Here is a 21,425-nt window from a genome sequence, read left to right as displayed (position 1 = left end):
AAACACCTGAGTCTTCTTGGTATCAATCAGATACGAATATCAAATATTTCTAATACTCGATAATGCGCAATATAGCGTGGCAACAGGTAATAAAAAATCAGGGAGTTCCCCGGATAAACCCAGGAAAACCCCTATATTTCCTTGACACTGAATAAGGACTTACTGATGGAAAAATGCGTCAGTTTTGGAGCGGAATGAGGCCGTTGGACCAATTGATGGCGAAGCGGTTGAGATCCGCTCCGCTAGAAAGATTGAGCTTGTTTTTGATGTTGGCACGGTGGGCTTCGATGGTTTTCGGACTGCGGTCGAGCAAACGCGCGATTTCCGAAGTGCCGTGCCCCAGGCCGATCAGGTGCAGAACCTCGAATTCGGCACTGCTCAGGCTGCGGATGGGGGAATTATCGCCTTGATGATGCGCGAGGCGATGCAGGATGGTGTGATGCATGCTCGGGCTAAGATAAATTTCGCCGTTCAGCACCTGCCTGATGGCTTGCAACATGGTGCTCGGTGTTTCCTGCTTCATCAGGTAACCCTGGGCTCCGGCCTGCAACACGCGCTCGGCATAGACGTTCTCGTCGTGCATGGACATCATCAGGATCAACAGATCAGGCGCATCAGCGCGCAATTGCTTGATCAGCTCCAGCCCGGACAACCCTGCCAGTGATAAATCGACAATGGCAAGATGCGGCTTGCACTCCAGGCTCATCGCCCGCCCCTCCTCGGCGTTGCTGGCTTCGCAGCAAACACGCAAATCAGGCTCCTGGTTGATGAGCATGGCAACGCCCTGCCGCACGATAGGATGATCGTCGACGATGAGGATGCGAGCGGGGTTTTCGGCGTTGTAGCTGAGCATGTTTATAAGACCAGGCTGATCACGACACGCGTTCCACCGCCGGGAGGCGATGCAAACGCTAGCGTGGCGCCTATGATATCAGCCCGATATTTCATAGTGTGCATCCCCAGCCCGCCTTTTTTCGTCGCCTCTTCCGAATTAACCAATCCCCGGCCGTTATCGACGATTTCCAGTCGGCTTAATGTTTCCGACCATTCCAGCCGAATCTGCACCTGCGTGGCCCCGCTGTGCTTGGTCACATTACTAATGGCCTCTTGCACGATACGAAACAGGTTGATGGCCATGTGATCGTCGTCGATGGCACATTCCCCCACCTGCTCGAATTCGCAGTCCAGCTGATGGACGTTACGCACGGAGTCGGCGAGACGTTCCAGCATGGCCGCCAATCCGGCAGTTTGAAGCTCTACCGGGTAAAGACCCTGAGCCAGGAGGCGTGTATCAGCCACACCCTGGTTGATATGGCGAGTGATCAAGGCGGCGACTTCCTGCTCGGGCAAGTCGCGTTTTTTGAGCTGCTGGTAAAGCGATTGAGAGAGGCACGCAACACCGGTAAGAAGCTGCCCAAGATTGTCGTGCAGTTCCTGCCCGATACGGCGCTGCGTTTCCTCGCTGATATCGGTAATCCGCCGTTCGGCCAGGGCAGCTCGAGCCAACGCAGCTTCCGCTGATTCCTTCGCATCCAGCAGTGCTTGCTGTGCCGCCACTTTTTCGGTGACGTCGAGAAACATCATCAACAGATATTTTTCGCCGTTCATGATGAAGGTCGAAAAATTCGCCCCGCACCAGATGGTGTTGCCGTAGGAAGTGGTGAGATGCGCTTCAAACTGCTGGATGGTGTCGGTTAACAAGGCACGCTCAGCCGCTTCCAGCATGCCCGAATTACGCCAGGATTCCAGATGACGAAAGTTTTGCTGCAACAGCAGCTCTTTCGTCGCACCCACGATGGCTGCCGCAGCTTCGTTGGCGAGCACGCAAGTGCCATCTTGCCGGTATGCCGTAATACCAGAGCGGGTACGGGAAATGACGGTCTGATGAAGATTAGTAATTTTTTCCAACGCTTGTCGGGCATGCTTCAAACCGGCCATCTGTCGGCCTAGCAGATAGCAAAACATGGAATACATGAAAAAGCTGGTAGCGAATTGCCACAGGTTGGACAGCGCAGGAGCGTGCTGTCCGGCATCCCAAGCACTGACAACCACGGCCCCGAACGCGGAAATCGAGGCGACGGCATAACCGAACGATTCGTTGACGTACTTGAGCGCGAAGAACACCGCGAGCAAATAGAACAGGTGAAAGGGAACGTTGGGGCCGGCGCAATAGTCCAGATAGAACAACGTACCGACAAGCGCGAGCACGCCCAACATCCATCCGAGCTGACCAGGCGGCTCTGGTCGATGAGAAACGTTATGCATTACAAGTGGCCTGAAAAAACAAGGGCATCGATATTTAATGCAGTACCCGGCCCAGAATCCCAACCAAGGCGCCAACGGTCATTGTCACGAACACCAGCTTGGATAAGGCAAACCCCGGACCGCGTTTGGCGGCATCCTGGCTATAAGCCACGGCGTACCACACACGCGCTACCAGCCATATGAATCCTAAGATACCGGCCCAAGCGGCATCGACGTAATAAGCAAACAACCACAGCGCGGGCAGAAACCCAACCGTGCTTTCGACCGTATTCATTTGCACACGATAGGCCAACTCGAATCGTGGATGACCGACCATGGCAGGCGGACTGATCTTGTAGCGGTGGCGCGCCCGCCCTACGTTCGCGGCGACGCCGAACAATAGAAACAAGGTCAAGACGCTCACCAGCGCCGGCCATTCGAATCCCATGCACTCCCCCAAGATTTTTGATTTCAAACCGCATTCTACCGCCTGCTTGCAGTCATTATTTTAAGACATCGACGTGCGATTTTTTTTGAAAAAAAAACCGGGCTAGGGCAAAATACGAGGTCTTTTTAACCATTGGGGCCGGGCTCAAGCTCGGCAATGTTCTTCGCAACCGGCGTTCGGAGGACACTTAGAACATGCAAAACCTCGCACCCGTTACACCCATCAAGCGCCAGTCACGCCCGCAACTGCCGGTTTCCTGGTATGTCGATCCGGCAATTTACGAGCTGGAAAAAAAATTCCTGTTCCCGAATGCGCCCTGGTACGTCGGCCATGAACTCATGGTGCCCAATCCCGGCGACTATCGCTCGCTGGAATGGATGAACCACGCCAAGGCACTGGTACACAGCCCACAGGGCGTGGAATTGATCAGCAATATCTGCCGCCATCGCCAGGCACTCATGCTCAAGGGCCACGGTCACGCCCAGAATATCGTTTGCCCGCTACACCGCTGGACTTACGACCTCGAAGGTCAGCTCATCGGCGCACCGCATTTCGAGCAGAACCCTTGCCTCAATCTCGCAAAAACGCCCCTGCAGAACTGGAACGGCCTGTTGTTCGATGGCAAGCGCAACGTCGGAGCCGACCTCACGAAGCTGGGTTTCCTAAAAGATTTCGACTTCAGCGGCCACGTGCTCGACCGTGTGATGATCGACGAATACAACTTCAACTGGAAGACCTTCATCGAGGTCTATCTGGAGGATTATCATGTCGTGCCCTTCCACCCCGGCCTCGGCAACTTCGTCAATTGCGACGAGTTGAAGTGGGAATTCGGCGAGTGGTACAGCGTGCAGTCGGTAGGCGTGAACAACAACCTGCAAAAATCCGGTTCGCCGATCTACGACCGCTGGCAGAAGCAGGTGCTGCAATATACCAACGGCAAGACCCCGAAATACGGGGCGATATGGCTGGTGTACTACCCATTCCTCATGCTGGAGTGGTATCCGCACGTGCTGGTCGTATCCAACCTCATCCCGCGCGGCCCCAACCGTTGCACTAACGTGGTGGAGTTCTACTACCCCGAAGATATCGCGTTGTTCGAACGCGAATTCGTCGAAGCCGAGCAGGCGGCCTACAAGGAAACCGCCATCGAGGACGACGATATCTGCCAACGCATGCAGGACGGCCGCCAGGCGTTATACGAGCAAGGCCTGGACGAGTTCGGTCCCTACCAGAGCCCGATGGAAGACGGCATGGAACACTTCCACCACTGGGTACGAGAGCAGATCGAACCGCATCTCTAGAACTCTGTAAGAAACATCCCCGGAAAGTGCAAGCATGGCCGCCGGGGATGACGCGCTAAGACTCATATTCTCGACTCGATTCCAGCTCCACTGCCTGAGCCCAGACGATCGCCTCGCGCTGGGCTGCCATGACACGTGAGAGCGGGATGTTGCACTTGTCCGCCGCGACCACCATGGCGTCGAAATCGCCAAGCTCCAAAGCCTCGCACAGCGCCAGCAAGGTACCAAGCACGCCGGTTTTTCCCAAAATCGCCTGCTGGATGTCTTCTACTACGCCGATTTGCGGCAAGATGGTTTCCAAGGGTGCCCCCAATAAGGCATCGACCAGCGACAGCATCCCCACCATGAAGCCGCGATCCTGCTGAGAAGAACTGGCCCGGTGATTGACGTCCTGCACCAGCATTTCCAGCATGCGTCCGCGTTTCGCCGCCATGCCGAACAAGGCCAAACTGGCTCCTGTCGCATCTCCATCCAGAAACAAAAGAATTTGCAGCCATTTGGCGATACGGCTGCGGCCAAACAAGCCCAAAGCTTCACGGATTGATCCGATGCGGGTATGCAATCCGAAGGCGGCAGAGTTCACCAACCGCAGCAGATGCAAGGTCAGGTCCGGGCTCTGCTTGAACGCGTCTTCGATGTCGCGGTCGGCGGCATCCTGGTCGATCAACGTGAGCAGATTGAGGATATTGGCGCGCCTAGGGTCCGGCCTGCGTCCAACCAGCAGTTTAGGATGTGCGAAAAAATGCCCCTGGAAGGCATCGAACCCCAAGGCCATGCATCGCTCATACGCCTCCTGGGTTTCGATTTTCTCGGCCAGCAAGGTCAGCGGTTTTTCCTTCAGCGTCTCGACCCATGTCACTAATGTATCCGCTGGTGTCGATTGCACGTCTACTTTGACGGTACCCACAAAGTCGAGCAGTGCCTGCATGCGTGACGTAGGGACATAACTCCCCAATGCCACCTCGTACCCCATTGCCCGGAATTCCAGGCAATGACGTTCGATTCCATCAACAAGCGCGGCACTGGGCGACAGCACCAGCACCACCTTGGATGCAGGGAGGATGGAGACCATGCCGCTTTCGACAAAAACCGCATCGACGTTAATGAACACCTTGCGCTCCCCCAGCAGTTCCACCAGCTCGGAATTGAGATAGGCATCCACCACGACGCGCGCCATGCCTTCCGGCCCGGTCTCGCCTTCGGCAAGCAGGCGATGTTCCAAAGCCAGGCCCAGGGTTTGCTGCTCACGGTTGAGAATGGGTTGATAGGTGAACCAATAATCGGATTGCGTTTCCATGCTGCCTTTACCGAACGAAAAGACAAAGGAAACGGGATACGGCAACCCCGCTGTCGTATGGCGATGCCACTTAGACCGGTGGTTTTGCGTCCTCGCCTTTCGGCCGAGTTTGCCTTTGTCTGAAACAAGAAAACCTCACGAATGAGGCCATTAACCAACGTTAACATACGGACTTCTATAAATCCATGATGACGAGCATGCCTTGTTGCCAAGATATGGACGAAAGAAGATCACTGATTATTTGTTAGCTGGCTTACTATATGTTAACTTATACAATAAATTCACGAAACAACATTTGCTTTGCATCGCTCCAATCTTGCAGATGATTAATGGAGCACAAACCTTATTCAACATTAACTAACCTGAAGGATGCTTTTATGACCCAAGATTTCTTTACCGCAGCTAACCAAGCGTGGAACGATGCTTTTAACAGTGGCGACAGCGCAGCTCTGGCCGCGCTGTATGCCGAAACTGCCCTGCTCTCCCCCGGCAACGGTGCCACCATTCATGGCCGTGATGCCATACGGCAATTGTTTCAGGGCTTTTTTGACAATGGAGTCAACGGCCACACCATTGAAGTGGTGGAATCCGGCGGCAACGACCAGGTCCGCTACCAGGTAGCCAAGTGGGGTGCGTTCGGCGCGGAAAGCAACGGTAGCAAGCCGCATTTCGGCGGCATCCTGACCAGTGTGCTGGAAAAGAACGCCGGCGGGCAGTGGCTGATCCGCCTTCATACATGGAACGCTGCTGCTTAACTCTATCTGGAGACCTGATATGCCGTTCGTGACCATTTCCATTCTCAAGGGCAAAAGCCCGGAATACGTCAAAGCCGTCGCGGACGGCATCAATAGCGCCGTCATCGAGACCATGGGCTTCCCGGAGGACGACCGCTACCAGGTCATCCATGAACTCGACCAAGCTTGCATGGAGTACCAGGACCGCACCGAGGATCGCGTGATGATGCACCTCGTCATGCGCGCCGGCCGCTCCAACAAGGCCAAGCAGGCGTTCTACAACAAGGTGGTAGAGAACCTGGCGCAAAATCCGGGCATCAAGCCCGCTAACGTATTGATCACAATCACTGAAAACCACGACATCGACTGGTCATTCAAGGACGGCGTCGCGCAATTCGTGGTGTGATGCAGGGCTGTGAGCCACAACTGCCGTCAGCCTGCTCTGGCATAATCCGCAGCATTGTCCCGCTCGGGACGCCACTCCGGATATTGCTTTGAGAACCACGGTACGCGGCAGCTTGTGGATGCTGGTCGCAGGTATTTTTTTCGCAGTCATGGGCGTGTGCGTCAAGCTGGGTGCAGCACGCTATTCCACAGCACAACTGGTGTTCTACCGCTCGCTGTTCGGTTTTCTCACCATTCTCGTCATTACCCGGGCACAAAACCTGCCGCTTGCTACGCCACGTTGGCAAATGCATTTCTCCCGTAGCATCGTGGGCTTTATCTCGATGATGATGTTCTTCTATGCCATCACCAAACTGCCGCTGGCCACGGCCATCACCCTCAACTACACCTCACCGTTGTTTCTTGCCATGATCACGGCGATGCTGATGCGCGTTGCTATTAATCGTATCTTGATCGCTGCCATGATCCTTGGCTTTATCGGTGTAATCACGCTGCTTAATCCAACCATGCAGGAAGATCAATGGCGGGCCAGCCTTATTGGTTTACTTTCCGGCGCGATGGCAGGCTGGGCCTACTATCAAGTCACCCAACTGGGACGTATCGGCGAACCGGAGTGGCGTACCGTGTTCTACTTCACATTGGTCAGCACCTTGGGCAGTGGCGCATGGATGTCGCTCGAAACATTTCACCCGTTACATGCCGCCGATCTGATCTTACTGGTCAGCATGGGCACATCAGCCACTCTCGCCCAACTCGCCATGACTCGCGCCTATCGCAAAGGGCAACCGCTGGTGGCGGGCAGTTTGGCTTATAGCACTGTGGTCTTTGCGAGTTTGTTCGGCATCGTACTGTGGGGTGAAGTTTTATCTTTCGATCAATGGGTCGCAATCGCGCTAATCACTAGCAGCGGCGTGTTGAGCGTATGGGCGACCAAACGCGGCAAGACGCACCCTACTTAAGATAGGGCTCCCAGTCATGACCACCCAGGATTTGTTCGACAACGATCCATTGCCACCCCGCCAGCGACTGGGACCAGGCTCCCTGCTCCTACGCGGTTTTGCGCTTCCCTATCAAACTCGGCTATTGGCTGCGCTAAATGCAGTTATTGACGCAGCCCCATTCCGCCATATGGTCACGCCTGGCGGCTATGGCATGTCGGTCGCCATGAGCAATTGCGGGGAACTGGGCTGGGTCACCGATCTGCGAGGCTATCGCTATTCCCCTGTGAATCCGGCAAGCGAACACCCTTGGCCAGCCATGCCAGAAGTCTTTTTCCAATTGGCAACTTCTGCTGCGGCAGAAGCCGGATATGCCGATTTTATGCCGGACGCCTGCCTCATCAATCGCTATGAACCCGGCAGCAAAATGGGGCTGCACCAGGACAAGGACGAACTCGACTTCACCCAGCCTATCGTCTCGGTGTCGCTCGGCCTCCCGGCAGTATTTTTATTCGGCGGACTACGTCGCAACGACAAGACAGAGCGCATTCCGCTCACGCATGGCGATGTCGTAGTTTGGGGTGGCGCGGATCGATTGCGCTACCACGGCATCCTTCCCCTCAAATCAGGGCGGCATCCGCTACTGGATACGGCTCGCATCAACCTCACTTTCCGCAAGGCCGGCTGAACTTCGCAAAATAATTTTGTGGTCATGGTTGCTAAATGAAAAATTGGTTATACTGATCTGTATAAAAATTAACGCTACGTTACTTTCCCGAGGATACTCATGGCCGACAATCAACTAGCCGACTGGCGCGAACACGCGCTGGAACTGGAAACCGAGATCAACAAGGTGGTCGTGGGCCAGCAGCGCCCAGTGCGCCTGATAACCACTGCAATTTTCGCCCGCGGCCACGTGCTGCTGGAGGGCGATGTCGGCGTGGGCAAGACCACGCTGCTGCGTGCCTTTACGCGCGGCATCGGTGGCGGCTACGAGCGGATCGAAGGCACCATCGACTTGATGCCGAACGACCTCGTTTACCACACCTACCTCGGCGAAGACGGCCGCCCCCACGTAGATGCCGGCCCGCTCCTGCGTTGCGGCGAAAACCTGGCGGTGTTCTTCTTCAACGAAATCAACCGCGCCCGTCCGCAAGTGCACTCCCTGCTGCTGCGCGTCATGGCAGAGCGCACCTTGTCGGCATTCAACAAGGAACATCACTTCCCGCACATGCTGGTGTTCGCCGACCGCAACCAGGTGGAAAAGGAAGAAACTTTCGAAATCCCCTCCGCTGCGCGCGACCGTTTCATGATGGAAATCCCCATCGCCGTGCCGCAGGATGCCGAGATCATGGAATCGCTGATGTTCAACACGCGCTTCCACAACGCCGACAAACTGGTGGAAGGCGTCAAGCCGGACGTGCTGCACTTCGACCAGCTCAACCACATGGCGGTGGTGCTGCAAGACCACATCCAGGCAAGCCCGACGCTACGCCGCTACGCGCTCGACCTGTGGCTCGCCATCAAGGCACCGCATCAGTTCGGCATCAAGGTCGAAGGCATCGATACTTCCCGCTTGGTATTGGCCGGCGCCAGCCCGCGCGGCATGAGCATGATGCTGCGGGCTGCCCGTGTGAACGCCTGGCTCAACGGTCGCGAAGCGATATTGCCGGAAGACATTCACGCCGTGTTCCACGAAACCATTGCGCACCGCCTGGTATTCAGCCCGGTCTACGAAATGCGCCGCACGGAAATCGCCCGCGAACTGCTGACCAACACCATCGCCGCCGTCGCTGCGCCCTGACCATGCAGCAAAACCCGGCTCAAGAATTCAGCTATCACATCGGCTGGCGCTCCAAGGGGCGTCATCCGGGACGGCATTCGAGCATCCAGACCGGGCTCGGCATGGAGTTCCGCGGCCATGCGCCGCTGATCGCCTATCCCGATCCGCGCCGCATCGACTTGCGCCAGACTCTGCGCGACCCGACGGAGCAAATCCACGTACGGATGTTCAACCAGAAAAGCTCGATTCCGGTGTACGTGGTGTGCGATCTCTCTGGTTCCATGGGGTTCGTGGGCGAGCGCAGCAAGCTGGAACTGGCGGCTGACATCTGCGCTTCTGCCGCTTATTCCGCCTATCGCGTGAACGATCCCTTCGGCTTTATCGGCTTCGACGACGATATCCGCGAGGACTGGCTGTTTACCTCCACCACCAAGGTGCACGGCGCGTTCGAACTTGCCGAACGGCTACGTGGTTACCGCCCGGCAAGCCGAGGTGCCAGGGGCTTGCTGGACGCAGATCAATTCCTGTCGCGCGAACGCGCTTTGGTGTTCTTGATCTCGGACTTCCATATGCCAGCCGAGGCGCTGGAAAAAGCCTTGAGCAGCCTCATGCGCCACCATGTGGTGCCGGTGGTGCTGTGGGACGGTGCGGAATACAAGAAGCTACCGGAATTCGGCATCACCAGCGTGACGGATGCCGAAACCGGGGCACGGCGAACGCTGTTCCTGCGACGCGGCTACCGCGAACGCATCGCTGAAGCCTTCGAGGCTCGCCGTACTCAGCTGCGCAACCTGTTCATGCGCTACGACATGCCGCCATTTTTCGTTGAAGAACGCTTCAAGGCGGACGACATGACCGAATATTTCTACCAGTTCGTTGCTGCGTAACTTATGAAAAAACTACTCCTGCTCCTGCTTCTCGCGGTAACCCCGGCATTGGCCGACATGACGCCCGCCGAAGACCTGCCGCAAGATTCCCGCGTCAAGATTTCCGTGGCCAACCCCGACCGCAACGTCGGTTTCACTGTCGGCGACATTCTCGAGCGTACGGTTACGTTGGAAGTGAAAAAGCCTTATCAGTTGGTGAAAACCTCGCTGCCCATCGTCGGTTACGAACGGCGCTGGAAAAACCAGCCCACCGGCATCGTGTTAAGCCGCATCGGGGTGGATGAAACAAGCGGCGGGGACACCAACCGCTATGTCATCACGCTGGCTTACCAGATATTCACCAATAACGTCGTCGCCAAACCTGCGACGCTGCCCGGCGAGGTCATCAAGTTCAGCGCCGAAGGCAAGCAGTTCGACTATCGCGTGCCTTCCTGGAATTTCCGTATCTCGCCTATTGCCACCTACGGCCAAGTGATCGTGGAAAAGGACATGAGCCCGTTCCGCGGACCTTTCTTGATGGACGATAGCCGTCATCAACTAGCGCTTAAAGCATGTTTGGCCGTGTTCGCACTCTCCCTGGTGGGCTTGCTCTATGTGCTGGGCGTCAACACCTGGCTGCCCCGCATGGGCGGTCCGTTCGCCAAGGCCTATCGCGAGTTACGCAAACTGCCGGCGGACGACGAGGGTCTGAAAAAGGCTGTCGTCCGGGTACATGAAGCACTCAACAAAACCGCGGGCAGCACGGTGTTCAACGCGACGGGATTGCTTGAAAGCAAGCCGGGCTTCTTGCCCGTCACGGCAGGGCTGGATCAATTCTTCAAGCTGTCGCGCCACGTGTTCTTCGAACCCACGGCACCGCATGGCCTCGATCAAGCGCCTATGGCTTGGCTGCGCCAGTTCTGCCTGGCTTGCCGCAATTGTGAACGGGGTATGAAGTGAGTTTTGACACCCCTTGGATACTCTTTTTGCTGCCGCTGGCGGCATTACCGCTGCTGCTGGAACGCCATCACAGCCGTGCTTACTCGTGGCTACAACTGTTACCCAGCGATCCGCTGTCCGACCTCGTCGGACTACTGCTGAAAATTCTTGCGGCGCTCGCCCTATTGTTTATTCTGTTGGGAATGGCCGGGCCGCATAGCGCTCAGCAGCAAGTGGAAAAAATCGGCGAAGGCGCACAAATCGCCCTCGTCATCGACCGCAGCGCCAGTATGGACGATCCCTTCTCCGGCACTACCAACGGCCGCGTGGGCGAAACCAAATCGGCAGCCGCCAGCCGCTTGATCACACAGTTCATCAACCAACGCAAGAACGACATGTTCGGCATGGTGACGTTCAGTAACTCGGCCATGTACGTGATGCCGCTGACGCAAAACCGCGAAGCCATTCTCGCCGCCGTTCAGGCAGCCGCAGGCACGGCGCTGTTCCAGACCAACATCGGCAGCGGCTTGACATCGGGCATCGCGCTGTTCGACAAGGTACCGGACTCCGGTTCGCGCGCCATCATCCTACTGTCCGACGGCGCCGGCCGCGTGAGCGACGACGTGCAGCAAAAGGTACGCGATTGGCTGGACCACATGCACATCACGCTGTACTGGATCGTGCTGCGCCAGCCGGGTGGCCTGAGTATTTTTGATACCAACTACAAGCCGCCTGAGAACGCAGCGCTGCCGCCAGAAATCGAATTGTACGAGTACTTTAAAACGCTGAAGTCTCCCTTCCACGCCTACGAGGCGGAAGATCCGAAATCGCTGGCGATGGCCATCGAGGACATCAACAGCAAGGAGAAGAAACCCATCCGCTACGTGGAGCAAATTCCGGGGCGCGACTTCTCGCAGCATTGCTTTTTCCTGGCGGCATTCATGATCGCGCTGCTGCTGGGCGTGAAATATCTGGAGGTAAGATCGTGGCACTGAGCGCAAAGACATTGACCTGGGTACTCGCGGCAGTCGCCGTGGCTAGCGCTGCGGGCGCGGCTTCGCAGGTGTATCGTATACACCAGATTGATGCCTTCAATCAGGCGGTATCGCACGGCAAGACACCAACGACCGATACCCAATCCTACGAGGCCAAGTTCTCGACCGCTTACTGGCTCGCCAACAGCGGCCGCTACAAGGACGCGACCTTGCAGTTCCTGCAATTGGCTGAAGTGGGGGACGCGAACCATCGTTCGGCAGTGCAGCACAACATCGGCAATATCTTCTTCCTGCGCGGGCTCGCCATCAACGGCACCAATATCACCGTTCGCGCCGAGGCCGAATACCTGATGCGTCAGGCCAAGTCAGCCTACGTGCAGTCGCTCAAGCTCGACAACAGCCATTGGGATACCCGCCATAACCTGGACCGCCTGCTCACCATGCTGCCGGCAACGCCGACACCTGGTGTGGGCGAATCGGATACACCAGGGTTGATCATGGGCAACATTCCGGTCGGCCTGCCTTAAGCCGGGGATAGGGTAATGAGAAAACTGTTCGATTACTTACGCCATCACCGCGATGCAGCCCTGCTGTCAGCGGCCCTGGTGCTGCTCATTGTCGCGCTCTTCAAACCCACAGTTCCGGTACAGCGCAACATCTACAGCTACATGTTCGTGGTGGATATCTCCCAGAGCATGAACGTGGAAGATGCCACACTCAACGGCAAAGCTGTGAGTCGTATCGCCTATACCCGCCAGACGCTGCACGATATCGTTTCACAAATGCCGTGCGGCACGCGTATGAGCCTGGCGCTATTTGCCGGGGTGAGCGTGGCCGACATTTACGCGCCCATCGAGGTCTGCGCCAACTATGCCGCGATCCAGGATACGATCGATCATTTGGACTGGCGCATGGCGTGGTCGGGCAATAGCCGCATCCGCGAAAGCATGCTGTCTGTTGCCCGCACCCTGCGATCCCTGCCTGAGCCTGCGCAAGTCGTTTTTTTCACCGACGGTGAAGAAGCCCCTCGCCTGCATGCTTTCAATACCCGCGACCTGACCAATTTCCAGGGCGGCAACGGTTGGCTACTGGTTGGTGTCGGCAGCGGGAAAGGAACAGCGATCCCCAAGCTGGACGAAAAAAACCAGTTGATCGGCTATTGGGCGGGTGACAGTTTTGCCATGCAGCCAGGCATCGCCCAAATCTCGGAGCAGAACCTGGGGGTGCGCGACAACAACGTGGCGGCCGGCGAAGGCGACCGTTATCTATCCAAGCTGGATGAGGACTACATGAAGTCGCTGGCGAAGGAAGTGAGCGGCGTTTATGTGCGAGGCGATAGCCTGCATTCGATACTGTCGGCGATGAAAGAACAGAAACCGGCACGCCGCGATATTGCACCGTTCGAGATTCAGGACATCCTCGCCGCGCTGGCAGCGCTACTATTGCTGGCGGCTCATTTCCCCAAGCATCCGCTCGCCGTGCTGAAGCACCTGCGCCTGTTGCGCCGGAGCTGATCTCAGAACCGACAGAGCCTCCTGGCGGAAGCTCTCCCGGAGCAACTTAAAGAATAATCAGCCCTAGAACAGCCGGATTTCCGGCTTCAAGGGGATGATCACCATCGCCTCCAAGCCGCCATCCTTGCGGTTCTTGAGCTTGATTTCCCCATCGTGTAGGCGCGCGATGCGAGTGGCGATGGCAAGCCCCAATCCGGAGCCGCCTTCTCGGCCCCGCGACGTGTCCAGTCGCTCGAACGGACGCAAGAGACGTTCGGTTTCGCCTTCCGGCAAACCGGGACCGCGATCCAGCACGCTTAGCATCAAGCGGCTGTCCTTGACGCGGGTTTGAACTGTCACCGAGCTTCCGCCGTAGTGATAAGCGTTGTCCACCAAGTTGGTAATCAAGCGCTGCATGGCGAGTGGGCGGAAAGCAAACTGGGGAACGCGACCTAGCTCAAGTGTTGGCCGACGCCCCTGACGCTCATACCGTTCGGAGATATCACGAATCAACTGATTGACGTCGCCCGTCACCTCAACCTCGCCTTCAGCACCCCGCACGTAGGCCAGGAACTGGCGAATGATGGCATCCATGTCGTCGATGTCCTGCACCATGCCCGACTTGAGGTCAGTCTCTTGGTCCAGCATTTCCACCGACAAACGCAGTCGCGCCAACGGTGTACGCAGGTCGTGGGACACCCCCCCCAGCAGCAGATTTCGATCGGCCTCGGTACGCGCCAAAGCTTCGCTCATTTCGTTGAAGGCATGGGTCACGCGGGCAAATTCCACTGCTCCGGCCTCGGGCAGCTTGTTGACGCGCTCTCCCCGGCCGATAGCATCTGCAGCCTGGGCTAATTGGCGCAACGGCCGATTGATGCGCCCCATGATGAGCCATGCACCGAACAGCGACAACACCAGCACCACAGCCCCCCAACCCATCCACTGCCATGGAATGGGATGCGAAGTCTTGATACTGGGAATGACCAACCAGTAGTCGTCGATGCCGATATCGAAGCTCACCCACAATCCGGGAAGATCGAGATGGTTCACCGCGATGATGGTCTTATCGCCCAACTGCTCGCGCACTTTTTTAGCGATGCGCTGGATTAGCGGATCGTTAGGCAGCGGGTCGATTTCTTCGAGGGGATCGAAGGAATAAATGCGGATGCCTTCGCTCTGGTTGAGTTCCTGGAGCAAATCGAGTCGACGGTCGTCCTGCGCGGCCAGGACGGCAAGACGTGTGAGCTTGACAGTACTGACAATTTGCAAGGCGCCGGCGGCGGCACGGGGTTCCAGCTCGAATTCGTCGAACAGCCGCAGGGCGAGGTACTGGCCGACAGCCAGCAACAGCAAAATAAGCACGACAATGCGTGCCTGGAGCGTACGCGGCACCAGGCTCATGACTGCTCGTCGGGAACGAAGACGTAGCCGTAGCCCCAGACCGTCTGGATGTAACGGGGAGAGGAAGGTTCAGGTTCAATAAGTTTGCGCAAACGCGAGATTTGCACGTCGATGCTGCGGTCGAAGGCGTCCATTTCTCGTCCTCGCGCCAATTCCATCAAGCGGTCGCGAGAAAGCGGCTGGCGGGGATGCGTAACCAGCACATGCAGCAGGTTAAATTCCCCGCTGGTCAGAGAAATGACTTCGTCGCCGCGAATCAGGCGGCGCGTGATGATTTCGAGACGGAACGGGCCGAAATTGAGCGCAGTATCGGCAACTTCGGGTTCAGCAGGCGCGCGGCGACGCAATACGGCATTGATGCGGGCCAGGAGTTCACGAGGGTTGAAAGGTTTGGGCAAGTAATCGTCTGCGCCCATTTCCAGGCCCACGATACGATCGACCTCATCCCCCTTGGCCGTCAACATGACGATCGGGATATCCTTGCCGGTGCCGCGCAAGCGACGGCAAATGGTGAGGCCGTCTTCTCCCGGCATCATGAGATCGAGCACGAGCAGGTCGTATTCTTGCTGCGCAAGAAGCTTGTCCATGGCCGCCCCATCGCTGGCCGCTTCCACAGCATAGCCTTGCTCGCTCAAATAGCGAACCAGCAACTCGCGCAAGCGCACATCGTCGTCGACGACTAATATCCGTTTACTCATAATTGGCGATTTTACCGAGGTTACAACGGCATTCAACAAGTTTAAATCAATTGCATCGCAATTGTTACAAATCACTTACATTCAGCCGACGAATAGAAATAACTGGTTAACAATCAATTGTTAACTTGCACCTTCGCTGTACATTCCCTTTCAAAAACGCCCATGGTTGGGGCAGGGTTGATGGATTGGTTGAATAAGCACTTAAAGTCGTGGAAAATTCTAGGGTTAGACTTGGTCGACAATGTCGGTCAGGACATTGAATACGGAATCACAAAGTAGTATAAGCATGGGCAAATGTAATGCTGAAAAATCAGGGGCAACCAAACACAACTCCTTGTTTTAACAGCTTCTGAGACGTGACGACTATATGAACAATTTGATTCTGACTGCCGGCGCCGCTTTTCTGATGGCGCTTTATGTTCCGCTCAATGCGAGCGAACAGGACGTCTCCAAACAGCCCTCCGCACCAGAATCTTCAGAACTCAAACCTTCCCCCCCCAGCCTCGAACAGCGCATGAGCCCGGAAGAACGGCAGCGCTTCAATTACGACCTGCAAAATCATTCAGGCACTGTTTATCCCGATCACGACCAAATCGAATCGCGGCGCCAATTGATGCGCCTCAAGATTCAGGAACGCCTGCAACGCGCAGATACCGATCACGACAACAGCATTTCACGCAGCGAGGCCGAAGAAAACATGCCGGGCCTGGCACGTCATTTCGATGAAATCGACGCCAATCACGACGGCATCATCACCATCGACGAAATGAAGGCCGTCTACGACAAAAAACGGGAAGTGCTCGACCCGAAGCTGGCAAAGGACAAGGAAAAAGAGTCTTTGCTACCCATCGAAAAGAAGCGCGGCAAGAAAGACTCCGACAGCGCGACCGACAAACCTAAACGCGGGAAGAAACAGCCAAGCCAGAATGATTCTGCCCCGTCCGATTCAGCATCCTCGCTTTCCTGATCGCCAATAATCCGATTCCCCCGCTCGGTAGTTCTGCTAAAACATTTGCAATCTTCCCTGCGGCATTTCATTATTGAGCTTTTGTAAACTCTTACGGTCTTAATCCCATCTTGAATGGGCCGCCGTTACGTCGCATGAAATTTCTCTTCGACCTGTTTCCCGTCATCCTGTTTTTTGCCATTTTCAAGCTAGGCGGCATCTTCGCCGCCACGGCAGCCGCAATTATCGCGACCTTATGCCAGATCGCCTGGGTCAAATGGCGCCATGGCAAGGTGGACGGCATGCTGATGGCAAGTGGCATCATTGTCGTAGTCTTCGGCGGCGCCACGTTGCTGTTGCACGACGAAACCTTCATCAAGTGGAAGCCCACCGTACTGTATTGGATGTTCGCCGCCATCCTGATCGTGACCGAACTGATCTGGCACAAAAATCTGTTGCGCGACATGCTGCAGCAACAAGTGCAATTGCCACCTCCGGTGTGGCGTAACCTCAACCGTGCCTGGGCAGTTTTCTTCGCCCTGTTGGGAATTGCCAACCTCTATGTGGCCTTTCACTATCCGACCAACATCTGGGTCAATTTCAAGCTGTTCGGGGCGACAGGATTGATGATCATCTTCGTCCTGCTCCAAAGCGTGCTGCTTTCCAAATACGTTGAAGATGAAGAGGTTAAATAATGCTGTATGCCATCATCGGCGAAGATGCGCCCAATAGCCTGGAAAAACGAATGGCAGTTCGCCCGCCGCATCTCGAGCGACTGAACAAGCTCAAGGATGAAGGCAGACTAGTCCTGGCTGGGCCTTTCCCCGCCATCGACAGCGTCGATCCGGGACCCGCGGGGTTTAGCGGCAGTTTGATCGTCGCTGAATTTACCTCCCAACAAGAAGCGGAAACCTGGGCAGCCGCCGACCCCTTCGCCACGGAAGGCGTATTCTGCCGCGTGACGGTCAAGCCATTTAGAAAAACCCTGCCTTGAGCCTCGATCTACTTAAGCAGCGTCTCGCCGCGCTGGCCCCGACAAAACTGGAAATCCAGGACGATAGCGCCCAGCATGCTGGCCATGCCGGAAATCGTGGTGGCGGTCATTACACGATACTGGTCGAAAGCTCGCAATTCGCAGGAAAATCCACCATAATGCGCCATCGTTTAGTTTACGAAGCCGTAGGCGACCTGATTCCCACACAAATCCATGCCTTGAGCATCCGCGCCTACGCTCCTGGCGAACAACCCTGATCCACTCCCTGATTTCAATCCCCAAGGAAAATAAAATGCGTGTTATTTCCAAGCTCCTCGGCGTCCTGCTCCTGGCCGCGGCTGTATCCGCGCAAGCTGCAGATCCGGCGACCGTCAACGGCAAGCCCATCAAGCAATCGCTAGTCGATTACATCGTCAAGGATGCGACGGCACGCGGCCAGAAGGTCGATGACAACATCCGTGCCGTCATCATCAACAAGCTCATCAGCAGCGAATTAATTGCCCAGGAAGCCCAAAAATCGGGTTTCGATAAGCAGCCGGATTATCAGGCCAAGGAAGAACTGATGCGTCGCGAGCTGCTGGTCAACAGCTACCTGCAGGACTACGTCAAGAAGAACCCCATTAGCGACGCTACGCTGAAGTCCGAATACGACAAGTTCAAGGCACAAATGGGCGACAAGGAATTCAAAGCCAGCCACATCCTGGTGAAGACCGAGCAGGAAGCCAAGGACATCATCGCCCAACTCGGCAAGGGCGGCGATTTCGCTAAGATCGCTCGCGAGAAATCGCTGGATCCGGGCTCCAAGGACAAGGGCGGCGATTTAGGCTGGTTCCCGCCTGCAGCCATGGTGAAGCCGTTTAGCGATGCGGTTTCCTCACTGCAAAAGGGCAAGTACACCGCCGCTCCAGTGCAAACCCAGTTCGGCTGGCATGTGATCAAGCTGGAAGATACCCGCGATGCCCAACCGCCAGCATTCGATAAGGTTAAGGACGAGCTGCGTAACAACCTGCAAAAGCAACAGCTCGAGAAACTAGTCAACGACCTGCGCGCCAAGGCCAAGATCGTGGACAACACCAGCAAAAAATAAAAATATAACTCTTACTGAATCATAAGACACGGGGCTTAAACAGCCCCGTGTCTTTTTTTATGTCCTACAGAACTTACATCATAAAAATGATAAGCAATTCCTTACATTACTTTAGGGAAACACCCACTAGTCATGCCGGCTATTTTATGGATAAATAAGCATCATATTAATGCATGAAAAAGTGTCATGGATTAAGTAATCTTAGTGCATTCAATCACGCGAGCTTGGGTTGCTCTCGCTGGGTTATAGAGTTCCAAATTGGCTATTTTCCCATCGAGATAGCCGTGACATAAGTTAAAACAAGTTGTAGGTACCCTCAGGCAATCAATTTCCCATTACTCGCGATCAATTATCAGCCAATACAAATCTTTTAACAGGGATAGGCAGTACCCCAAGTTCTTCCGTGGGGTGGTATTTCGATTTGTGGGCAGACTCAATAACAAGCATCGCCTCGCGCGTTTACATCAATCCCGATGTTGTATCCGGTATAGCCGCATTTGCCGTTAATTTACCTAATGGCCAGCCATGCACGCCATCAGGAACAGGCGCAATTCTGGCATTTGATTTCGCTACAGGGAAAACGGTCCTTAAAAGTAGAACCACCAACGATGCAACCGCCTCTCGCATTGATGGGAGTGGCGTTATTACCGATCTCTCACTTATCAATATCGGCGCCGGGGCGCTGGATGTGCAAAGCGGGAACAGTGCTGGGACCGTGAATACGGACGAAACAATTCCCCCAAAATCGATCAATTTAAAACGCCTGAATTGGCGTGAAGTACCCAATGTGGAATAAGGCTCAACATAAGATACTTTGTCTCGCATTGGTTACATCGATACTGGGGCATACGATTGTAGCTGGGTTGATAAATAACACAGCTACAGCATTGCCAGGCCACACTACAAAACCAATGATAATTACCTTGCTAACGACGCCCCCTACTTCAGAGACTATCATTGATACAAAAAGCACGGATCAGGGAAAGGACACGGTACTCAGTAACAATCAACCCGCATCGTTATCTGCAGTAAGCAAGCACGAGTCTAGTGATCATTACATCCCCGCCTCAATGCTGGACTTTCCTCTGCTACCTAAGTCCGCGCCTGATCTGGAAAGTCTGGATGGTCTTCAACTCTCGGGATCGCCCATTCGACTTCGATTGTTTATTGATAGAAATGGCTTAGTAGTTAGAATCGAAACACTCCAAGCCCATGAGGAAGACCAATTGGCAATAGACCAAATAAAAGAGGTGTTTTCAAACACCTCTTTTATTCCAGGGAAGCTACAAGGGGTAGTTGTGGCTGCGTATCAAGATATCGAGTTTGGCGAAGCATCAATACCTATGGCAACTCGCCCGCTCAGTATTGCCGCCAATTCAATGGTTCATCCTCAAGAACCACCTCAGCTAGCCAGCAAATAATTTTCTTCATTAAGACTTAAACGGTCTTGGAATAACGCGGAATATTGGTTGCCTGCTGATGCAGGTAGTTGTCGAACGCCATAGCGATATTGCGCAGGAACACGCGGCCGGCTTCGGTCACGCTGATTTTCTCAGGTGCCAGCACCACCAGTCCATCGCTTTGCATGTCTTCCAACTCATTCAGTGCAGCAGCGAAATAGGTATCGAAGTCGATGTTCCAGGCATGACCAAAACTGGCCTTATCGAGTTCCAAGTCGCACATGATGCGGGTGATGACATCGCGCCGCAGTTTGTCTTCCGGCGCAATACGCAGGCCGCGCTCAACGGGCAGCTTGCCCTGCTCGATCAGTTCACGATATTCGGACAACACCTTGACGTTTTGCGCGTAGACGTCGTCAGTCTGCGAGATGGCCGACGCACCGAACGCCAGGATGTCGCAGTTCTTATGCGTCGTATAGCCCTGGAAGTTGCGGTATAGCGTCTTCTCGCGCTGCGCCTTGACCAGCTCGTCGTCGGGCTTGGCGAAGTGGTCCATGCCGATGTAGACGTAGCCTGCAGCCGTCAGTTTTTCCAGCGTGAGCTTTTGCAGCGCAAGGCGCTGTTCTAGCTGCGGCAAGGTTTCCTCGACGATCAGCTTTTGATGCTTCTTCATCCACGGCACGTGGGCATAATTGAACACCGCAAAACGATCCGGTGCCATGGCGATAACCTTGTCCAACGTGCGCTCGAATGTCTCCGGAGTTTGATGCGGTAGGCCGATCATGAGGTCGAAATTGACACTGTAGAAGCCTTTTTCGCGAATCCAGCCATAGACTTCGCGGATCATTGCTTCCGGTTGCACACGATTGACCGCATGCTGCACCTTGTCGTCCAGATCTTGCACACCCAAGCTGACACGGTTGAATCCGGATTCGCGCAACGCCTTGACGTGCTCGAGGGTCAACTCGCGCGGATCCATTTCGCAACCGACTTCGGCATCAGGCGCGATATTGAAGCGATCCGCAATGTAGCGATAAAGCCGACGCAGATCGTCCGGCTTGAGGTAAGTCGGCGTACCGCCGCCCCAATGCAATTGGCGTACCGTGCGGGTCTTGGACGTCATGCCTGCCACATGGTCGATTTCGCGGAACAGCACGTCGAGATAGGCTTCGGCCTTGCTGTAATCCTTGGTGGCGATCATGTTGCAGCCGCAGTAGTAACACAGAGTGTCGCAGAACGGGATGTGGGCGTAGAGCGAGATATCGCGGCCCTTATCCTGGCTCGCACGCAACTCTTCTTCCCATTGCGCAGGGCCGAAACTTTCGTGGAAATAAGGCGCGGTCGGATAAGAAGTGTAGCGCGGGCCGGCCTTGCAGTATTTATGCAGCAATTCAGTCGAGAAATTCATGCAGGAATTATACTCCGACAATGATGTCCGTTATATCTAAAACGTCAG

At 55.4% G+C, this 21,425-nt stretch carries 25 protein-coding genes and 1 riboswitch; of the genes, 18 read left to right on the top strand and 7 right to left on the bottom strand.

Features of this window, described 5'->3' with window-relative positions:
* Positions 1–178: 178 nt before the first annotated feature.
* The 3 genes from NMK_RS00945 to NMK_RS00935 are packed head-to-tail and all read right to left on the bottom strand — an operon-like array spanning position 179 to position 2,692.
* Positions 179–853 (bottom strand): response regulator, encoded by a 675-nt coding sequence (locus tag NMK_RS00945; RefSeq protein ID WP_109013879.1) that lies wholly within the window; start codon positions 851–853, stop codon positions 179–181.
* A 2-nt stretch (positions 854–855) separates the two neighbouring features.
* A complete protein-coding gene (locus tag NMK_RS00940) occupies positions 856–2,265 on the bottom strand; it encodes a PAS domain-containing sensor histidine kinase (RefSeq protein ID WP_109013878.1) in 1,410 nt (469 codons plus the stop codon).
* A gap of 34 nt (positions 2,266–2,299) precedes the next feature.
* The gene (locus NMK_RS00935; protein WP_109013877.1) at positions 2,300–2,692 is read right to left on the bottom strand and encodes an MAPEG family protein; all 393 of its coding nucleotides are present in this window, start codon (positions 2,690–2,692) and stop codon (positions 2,300–2,302) included.
* 194 nt (positions 2,693–2,886) lie between these two features.
* Here NMK_RS00935 and NMK_RS00930 point away from each other — a divergent pair, with 194 nt between their 5' ends.
* Positions 2,887–3,993 carry an aromatic ring-hydroxylating oxygenase subunit alpha gene (locus NMK_RS00930; RefSeq protein WP_109013876.1) on the top strand — a complete coding sequence of 369 codons (1,107 nt, stop codon included), beginning with the start codon at positions 2,887–2,889 and terminating at the stop codon, positions 3,991–3,993.
* A gap of 55 nt (positions 3,994–4,048) precedes the next feature.
* On the opposite strand, the gene NMK_RS00925 is transcribed toward NMK_RS00930, so the two are convergent.
* A complete protein-coding gene (locus NMK_RS00925) occupies positions 4,049–5,290 on the bottom strand; it encodes an EAL and HDOD domain-containing protein (protein WP_146187110.1) in 1,242 nt (413 codons plus the stop codon).
* Positions 5,291–5,327: 37 nt separating this feature from the next.
* A riboswitch (cyclic di-GMP riboswitch) is annotated at positions 5,328–5,414 on the bottom strand.
* A gap of 253 nt (positions 5,415–5,667) precedes the next feature.
* Here NMK_RS00925 and NMK_RS00920 point away from each other — a divergent pair.
* The 10 genes from NMK_RS00920 (at position 5,668) to NMK_RS00875 (ending at position 13,464) form a co-directional block, all read left to right on the top strand.
* Entirely contained in the window at positions 5,668–6,045 is a 378-nt protein-coding gene (locus NMK_RS00920) for a YybH family protein (RefSeq protein WP_109013874.1), read from the top strand.
* A gap of 19 nt (positions 6,046–6,064) precedes the next feature.
* A complete protein-coding gene (locus tag NMK_RS00915) occupies positions 6,065–6,430 on the top strand; it encodes a tautomerase family protein (RefSeq protein WP_109013873.1) in 366 nt (121 codons plus the stop codon).
* An 88-nt stretch (positions 6,431–6,518) separates the two neighbouring features.
* Positions 6,519–7,388, top strand: coding sequence for a DMT family transporter (locus NMK_RS00910; RefSeq protein ID WP_265415750.1), 870 nt, complete (start codon positions 6,519–6,521; stop codon positions 7,386–7,388).
* Positions 7,389–7,404: 16 nt separating this feature from the next.
* Entirely contained in the window at positions 7,405–8,055 is a 651-nt protein-coding gene (gene alkB, locus NMK_RS00905; RefSeq protein ID WP_109013871.1) for a DNA oxidative demethylase AlkB, read from the top strand.
* Between the two features lie 99 nt (positions 8,056–8,154).
* Complete coding sequence (locus tag NMK_RS00900; protein ID WP_109013870.1) at positions 8,155–9,171, top strand: AAA family ATPase; 1,017 nt, start codon at positions 8,155–8,157, stop codon at positions 9,169–9,171.
* Between the two features lie 2 nt (positions 9,172–9,173).
* Positions 9,174–10,037 carry a DUF58 domain-containing protein gene (locus tag NMK_RS00895; protein WP_109013869.1) on the top strand — a complete coding sequence of 288 codons (864 nt, stop codon included), beginning with the start codon at positions 9,174–9,176 and terminating at the stop codon, positions 10,035–10,037.
* A gap of 3 nt (positions 10,038–10,040) precedes the next feature.
* Complete coding sequence (locus NMK_RS00890; protein WP_109013868.1) at positions 10,041–10,976, top strand: hypothetical protein; 936 nt, start codon at positions 10,041–10,043, stop codon at positions 10,974–10,976.
* On the top strand, positions 10,973–11,950 hold the full coding sequence (locus NMK_RS00885) for a vWA domain-containing protein (protein WP_109013867.1): 978 nt from the start codon (positions 10,973–10,975) through the stop codon (positions 11,948–11,950). Before NMK_RS00890 ends, NMK_RS00885 begins: the two co-directional genes overlap by 4 nt.
* Positions 11,941–12,477 (top strand): hypothetical protein, encoded by a 537-nt coding sequence (locus tag NMK_RS00880; RefSeq protein ID WP_109013866.1) that lies wholly within the window; start codon positions 11,941–11,943, stop codon positions 12,475–12,477. The genes NMK_RS00885 and NMK_RS00880 overlap by 10 nt, the downstream gene beginning before the upstream one ends.
* A 15-nt stretch (positions 12,478–12,492) precedes the next feature.
* Entirely contained in the window at positions 12,493–13,464 is a 972-nt protein-coding gene (locus NMK_RS00875) for a vWA domain-containing protein (protein ID WP_109013865.1), read from the top strand.
* Between the two features lie 63 nt (positions 13,465–13,527).
* On the opposite strand, the gene NMK_RS00870 is transcribed toward NMK_RS00875, so the two are convergent.
* Positions 13,528–14,844, bottom strand: a complete 1,317-nt coding sequence (locus tag NMK_RS00870) for an ATP-binding protein (RefSeq protein WP_109013864.1) — start codon at positions 14,842–14,844, stop codon at positions 13,528–13,530.
* Complete coding sequence (ompR, locus tag NMK_RS00865; RefSeq protein ID WP_109013863.1) at positions 14,841–15,542, bottom strand: osmolarity response regulator transcription factor OmpR; 702 nt, start codon at positions 15,540–15,542, stop codon at positions 14,841–14,843. The genes NMK_RS00870 and ompR overlap by 4 nt, the downstream gene beginning before the upstream one ends.
* Before the next feature lie 367 nt (positions 15,543–15,909).
* On the opposite strand from ompR, the gene NMK_RS00860 reads away from it, so the two are divergent.
* The 7 genes from NMK_RS00860 to NMK_RS00835 all read left to right on the top strand — a co-directional run bounded on the left by NMK_RS00860 (position 15,910) and on the right by NMK_RS00835 (position 19,990).
* Positions 15,910–16,509, top strand: coding sequence for a hypothetical protein (locus tag NMK_RS00860; RefSeq protein WP_109013862.1), 600 nt, complete (start codon positions 15,910–15,912; stop codon positions 16,507–16,509).
* A gap of 134 nt (positions 16,510–16,643) precedes the next feature.
* On the top strand, positions 16,644–17,183 hold the full coding sequence (locus NMK_RS00855; RefSeq protein ID WP_109013861.1) for a septation protein A: 540 nt from the start codon (positions 16,644–16,646) through the stop codon (positions 17,181–17,183).
* Positions 17,183–17,482, top strand: coding sequence for a YciI family protein (locus NMK_RS00850; RefSeq protein WP_109013860.1), 300 nt, complete (start codon positions 17,183–17,185; stop codon positions 17,480–17,482). The genes NMK_RS00855 and NMK_RS00850 overlap by 1 nt, the downstream gene beginning before the upstream one ends.
* Positions 17,479–17,739 carry a BolA family protein gene (locus NMK_RS00845; protein ID WP_109013859.1) on the top strand — a complete coding sequence of 87 codons (261 nt, stop codon included), beginning with the start codon at positions 17,479–17,481 and terminating at the stop codon, positions 17,737–17,739. The genes NMK_RS00850 and NMK_RS00845 overlap by 4 nt, the downstream gene beginning before the upstream one ends.
* A gap of 35 nt (positions 17,740–17,774) precedes the next feature.
* Positions 17,775–18,569 carry a peptidylprolyl isomerase gene (locus NMK_RS00840; protein ID WP_109013858.1) on the top strand — a complete coding sequence of 265 codons (795 nt, stop codon included), beginning with the start codon at positions 17,775–17,777 and terminating at the stop codon, positions 18,567–18,569.
* Positions 18,570–18,972: 403 nt separating this feature from the next.
* The gene (locus NMK_RS18210) at positions 18,973–19,365 is read left to right on the top strand and encodes a hypothetical protein (RefSeq protein ID WP_146187109.1); all 393 of its coding nucleotides are present in this window, start codon (positions 18,973–18,975) and stop codon (positions 19,363–19,365) included.
* Positions 19,355–19,990, top strand: a complete 636-nt coding sequence (locus NMK_RS00835) for a hypothetical protein (RefSeq protein WP_109013857.1) — start codon at positions 19,355–19,357, stop codon at positions 19,988–19,990. Before NMK_RS18210 ends, NMK_RS00835 begins: the two co-directional genes overlap by 11 nt.
* 16 nt (positions 19,991–20,006) lie before the next feature.
* Here NMK_RS00835 and hemN read toward each other — a convergent pair whose 3' ends face one another.
* Complete coding sequence (gene hemN, locus NMK_RS00830) at positions 20,007–21,377, bottom strand: oxygen-independent coproporphyrinogen III oxidase (protein ID WP_109013856.1); 1,371 nt, start codon at positions 21,375–21,377, stop codon at positions 20,007–20,009.
* Between the last annotated feature and the right edge of the window lie 48 nt (positions 21,378–21,425).

The sequence above is a fragment of the Novimethylophilus kurashikiensis genome, from assembly GCF_003112435.1.
Lineage (GTDB): Bacteria > Pseudomonadota > Gammaproteobacteria > Burkholderiales > Methylophilaceae > Novimethylophilus > Novimethylophilus kurashikiensis.
The sequence above is the reverse complement of the archived record's forward strand: the minus strand, read 5'-3'. Positions and strand labels throughout refer to the sequence as shown.